Consider the following 4891-nt stretch of genomic DNA (forward strand, 5'->3'; position numbering starts at 1 on the left):
GACGCCCGCGCACGCGACACCAGCTGCGGATGAACTGCAGCAAGGTTCGCATCTGCCACCCCTTGAGGGTCTCCCCCGTGTTCTCTTCGTAGTAGCGACCCGCTACGGTGAGCATGCGCACGGCAACGCGCTGCCGATCGAGCGTTCGGTGCGGACCGCCACGCAGGCGAGAGGCGTCGCTGTAGATCTCGCGCAATGCAGGACGGCGATCATCGACGCTGCGGAAGGTGAACACGCGCTGCGCGCCGCCTGGCGGACCCATGACGCCCGCCAGGCGGGGAATGGCATTGGGATCGACACCGAGGAGACCCAAGATGGTCCGCGGATCCTTCATGCCTCCCAGCTTCTTCGACAGCGCGCGGAGCAGCTGCGGCGTGAGAGCGATCTGCTGCGGCTCGTTCTTCGGCCCCATGCCGAGCAGCGACTCGAGTGCGCCGAAGACGTCGGCCTGCGTGAGCGACTCAAGCTGCGTGGGCGCTTCGATTGGCGGTTCCGGTGGCGTGCGTGACTGCCAGAAGCGCTCGTCTCCAAGGCCCTTGCGGTCGGCTTCGTAGCATGCCATGAGAAAGGGGATCTCGCTGCTCGTGGCGCGGATGACCTCGAGATCCGGGTTGAGCAGCGTCACCTCGCCCACAGGAGCCGCCTCACCGAGCACGCCAGACCGTTCGCGAACGTGACGCATCACCCGTTCGACATGCGCCATGCCGCAGACGAACACCACCTCTCCGCCAGCGTCGAGCAGCTGGCACAGACGAGCCGCCATGTGCCTCTCCCGTACCTCGTCGAGCGGGTGGACGGGCGAAGCCGCCACCTTCGCGTACGCGTCGTAGAATCGCGAAAGACCGACGTGGCGAAGCGCGTAGGAATCCGGCATGGGCTCGTACACCGCCGGATACGCCTGCACGCTCAGATCGACGAAGTGCAGCCCAATCTCAGCATCAGACGACGTGCGCACCGCCTCGACGAACGGATCGGTGGGCTCGACGTTGATCACGAGCGGGAGCTCCTCGCCTAGCCCCGCCTGCTCGATGTACGAGAGGAAGGGGAGGCGCTTCACCGCTTCGAGGAAGGCCTCACGCACCTCCGGGTGCAGCTCGATGGCGACGGCCGCCGGCCGGATCGACAAGATGGCGCGCCGCACCTCCTGGGCGAACTCCATGCGATCGTGACAGACCGGGACGACATGGAGCGCGCCTTCGCGAGGAAGGCTAGACGACATAGACCAGGGCGTCATCGCCCAGGATCTGCTTGACCGCAGTGCGCAGCACGGCCGTGTCCGGCGTGATCCCCGCGCCCGCGATCTTGGCGGCGTAGCGGGCCACGTTGATGCCGTCGCGCACGGTGAACGGCTCATCAGCACGATGGGCCCGCTGCAGGAAGGCCGCAACGTACTCGAGCACCGCCTGCTCGAGGAACGGCAGGTTCTCGCGCAGAACGTGCAGCTCCTCGTCGCGCTCGGGGAAGTCGATGAAGAGCTGCGGTTGCAGCCGGGAGTGGATGTACTCAGGCAGCTCGAAGGTGCTGGCGTCATCGTTCATCGTCGCCACGAAGCGGAAGTCCGGGTGCGCCTTCACCTTGATGCCCGCCACCACCGACTCGACGTACCGACGGTGGTCGAGCAGCGGAGCCAACGAGGCCCAGGCCTTCTCCGACATGCGGTTCCCCTCATCGAGGATAACCACGCCCCCTCGGATCATGGCCGTGCAGATAGGGCTGGCCACGTACTTGATCTCCTGGCTCGACGCCACGACCGGCGCGATGATGAGGTCTTCGGGGCGCGTGTCCATGGTGGCCTGGAAGAGATAGACGTCACGTCCGAGACGGCGGGCGGCGGCGTAGGCGAGCGTGGTCTTGCCCACGCCTGGCTTGCCCACGAGACGGGGGTTCAGCGGCACGTCACGCGGGTCGACCACCGTCCAAGTGGCGAGCAGCTGGGTCATGAGGTCTTCCTGACCGACCCAGCGGATGGGCAGCTCATCCGGATGCGTGAGGTGGAGCGTGACACCGTCGATGACGACGGTCTGCTGGGCGCGGTCGGAAACAATGGGAGGTGCTTCGCTCATGGGGTCCTCGTCTCAAGAGATACCCTCTATACTTTAATGCTCCCGTGTGGCGGCCCTGCCGCCACACGGGAGCGAGCTGCGAAGCGCTCAGAAGCTGATGCGCACCGTGCGGGTGTTGTTGTCGGCCTTCGCATCAGCGGCCCCCTCCGCCAGGCTGATGCGCGCCTGCACGCGGATGCCCATGTCGTTGAGGAAGGTGTAGGAACGGGCGTCGCCGGTCCACTCGAAGCTGAACGACTGCAGCGTGCCGAGCCGATCGATCTTCACGTCCTGGACCTGCTGGAGACTTCCCGAGCCGCCGACCATGAGAACCACCATCAACGGCCGGTCGGTGGGAAAGAGGCTCAGGTTGGTGACGCGATAGCGCACCGTGTAGGCCGTGACGAACTGGTCGTAGCGACGCTCGAGGGTGAGGCCCGTCACCGCGGGGTCTGGCACCTGGGCATCGCTCTCTGCCGTCTCGGCCACGAGATCGAGCTCGTTGGGCAGGAAGTCCATGACCCCATTGATGGTGACGCCGCTGTCATCGGGGAAGGGGTTCTCGGGCTCCTTCACCACGGGCTTGCGCGCGCCCGGCGCCACCCGGTAATCGGTCTGATAGGCGCCCGCCGGCATCTGGACGTACCCCGCGGGGGCCGTCCCCGAGACCGTTCCGACGCTCGCCATGGGCGCACCGCCCAGCGTCATCGAGGGCGGCGGCACCGTCGACGAAGCGGTCATCACCGCAGCCCCGGCCTGGGCCGCCAGAACGGGAGAGACCGTCATCGACGGGGGCACGGCGGCGGAGGCAGGCATCGTCAGCCCCACAGGCGGGGGCGCGCCGACCGACGACGGCAGGTTGCCGCCAGCCAGCCAGGCCAGGGCGGAAGGTGCCGCCCCCCGCGACTCGACGGGAGTGACGGGCGAGACGCCCGCAATGCCCCTGGCGGGAGGCGGAGACGCTGGCGACGTTCCCCCCGTGGTGAGCGTCATGCTCAGTCCCTGGGCGTCGATGGAAGACCGATAGCCGAAGAGCTCGGCGACGAAGGGCACGGGGACCATGAGAACACTGCTCTCACGTCTCGGCGCGACCGGCATGCGCACCTCGCGCCCGTTGATCGTGGCCTGGGCCAGACCCTCCTGCATCTCGAGCACCGCGCCGCTGCGGCTGACCTTGATTCGCCCGTTCACCGGATCTTGATCGCAGGTGGCCTTCAGCGCCTGGAACAGCGAACGTGCGGAGACAAGCAGGGTGCCCTCACCCACAGCCAGGGGCGGCATCTCGGCCGGCACCATCTGATTGTCGACCGACAGCGTCCAGAACTGCGGGGCGGCGAGAGCAGGTGCGCACATGAGCAGAATCGCCAGACCCATGAACAGCCGTTTCACGATGAACCTCCACGGAGAGCGTCGATGTCGCGCCCACTCCAGCAAGCACAGGGTATCTCGGCCACGTTACAGAGTTGTTGCGGGCTTGGCAACGCGATGTTAACAGTCTGACAGACGTGGGCGGCCTTTTCGGACCTGCGCCCGCGGGGAACCACGAAGTCGACGGATCTGTGCGGCACGACCGCACACCCGCGTGCTCGCCGCGCTGACGCGGCGCGGCCACGCGCGCCGCAGAATCAGAGAGGTTCCTATCGTGCTCACGAGACTCAAGACGCTCACCGCTGAGATGTTCGTCGCCCTCGCGCTGGCTTGCGCCACCGCCTGGGCCCAGGGTCCGGCGCCCCCGTTGCCGACCACGGGCGGCGCCACCATGCAGGCCCCCTTCCGCTTCAACGCCGCCATCGTGTCGGTAGGTCTGGAGACCATCGTCCTGAAGGTCGACGGGCAGACGGTGCGCATGCCGCTGAGCGTCGCCCGCCTCTCCTCCGGTGGGGTGGATCTCGACCCCGCCACGCTCTCGCCCGGCCAGCTGGTCACCGTGTCCGTGGGAAGCCTGCGCGGATCGGTCACCGACGTGCACGGCACCGTCCTCACGCTTCGAGGCCCCAGCGGCATCGTCGAGCTGCCCACCCGCGCCATCGCCAGCCAGAGCCTGGCCAGCGCGACCGTGAGCTTCCGCGAGCAGACGGGGCGCGTGACGCTGCAGCCCGTGAGCACGGCCATGGACTACGAGCGCCGTGGGCTCGGGAGAATGGCGCCGGGCGTGGAACCGACCAGCGGCACTGACGTGGCGACCGCGACCGCGCCGCTTCCGGGCGCAACCGTGGTGGTGGTTCCACCGGAGACCCCCGTCATCGAGCTGGGGCGGCTGCCCGCGGGCGTGACCGTGCCCGAGCAGACCACGACGTTCGTGAGTCGCGTGCGCTACGCCACGGCGTCGCGCGGAGAGCCGGCGGTCACCCTCGTGGGGCGCGTCTGGAGCGTGATGCCGTCGCACATCTTCCTCGACACCACGGCCGGACGGATCGCGGTTCCCGCGGCCGCCCATCCGGTGCTCCGGCGCACCGGCCCGGTGGTGCAGTGGCGTTCAGTGAGAGCGGGCGACACCCTGCGGGTCACCCTCGGACCGGTCGGGCTCTCACGGGTGGAACGCAGTTCCGTGACCTATGACCTCGGAGATGGCGTGACATGGACCGTGCCCGCCGCCGCTCTCACCGACGCGTACAAGGCGCAGACGTGGGTTCTGGTGCGCGATGTGCGTGGCCAGCTCGTGCGCATGCCGCTCTCCACCGCCCTCGACCTGGGTGCGCGGGGCGGCCTCTTCGTGGCGCCGGAAGGCGTGGCGGTTCCCCTCGAGGACAAGCCGCTCGCCCCACCGGAGATCCCGAGTCCACCCATGAGCGTCCCCCACGATGGAGACGTGGAGTTCAACTATCCGATTCGCCCCATCACGCCCTATG

At 68.1% G+C, this 4891-nt stretch carries 4 protein-coding genes; 1 reads left to right on the top strand and 3 read right to left on the bottom strand.

What is annotated here, in order from left to right; genetic code table 11:
- The 3 genes from EB084_19435 to EB084_19445 all read right to left on the bottom strand — a co-directional run.
- A partial coding sequence (locus EB084_19435; GenBank protein ID NDD30436.1) for a hypothetical protein occupies window positions 1-1159 on the bottom strand: 1159 nt, incomplete at its 3' end.
- Window positions 1160-1208: 49 nt separating this feature from the next.
- Window positions 1209-2063: a MoxR family ATPase gene (locus tag EB084_19440; GenBank protein ID NDD30437.1), complete on the bottom strand. Its 855-nt coding sequence runs from the start codon at window positions 2061-2063 to the stop codon at window positions 1209-1211.
- Between the two features lie 87 nt (window positions 2064-2150).
- The gene (locus EB084_19445; protein NDD30438.1) at window positions 2151-3431 is read right to left on the bottom strand and encodes a hypothetical protein; all 1281 of its coding nucleotides are present in this window, start codon (window positions 3429-3431) and stop codon (window positions 2151-2153) included.
- A gap of 193 nt (window positions 3432-3624) precedes the next feature.
- Here EB084_19445 and EB084_19450 point away from each other — a divergent pair.
- A partial coding sequence (locus tag EB084_19450) for a hypothetical protein (protein NDD30439.1) occupies window positions 3625-4891 on the top strand: 1267 nt, incomplete at its 3' end.

Source organism: Pseudomonadota bacterium, from assembly GCA_010028905.1.
Lineage (GTDB): Bacteria > Vulcanimicrobiota > Xenobia > RGZZ01 > RGZZ01 > RGZZ01.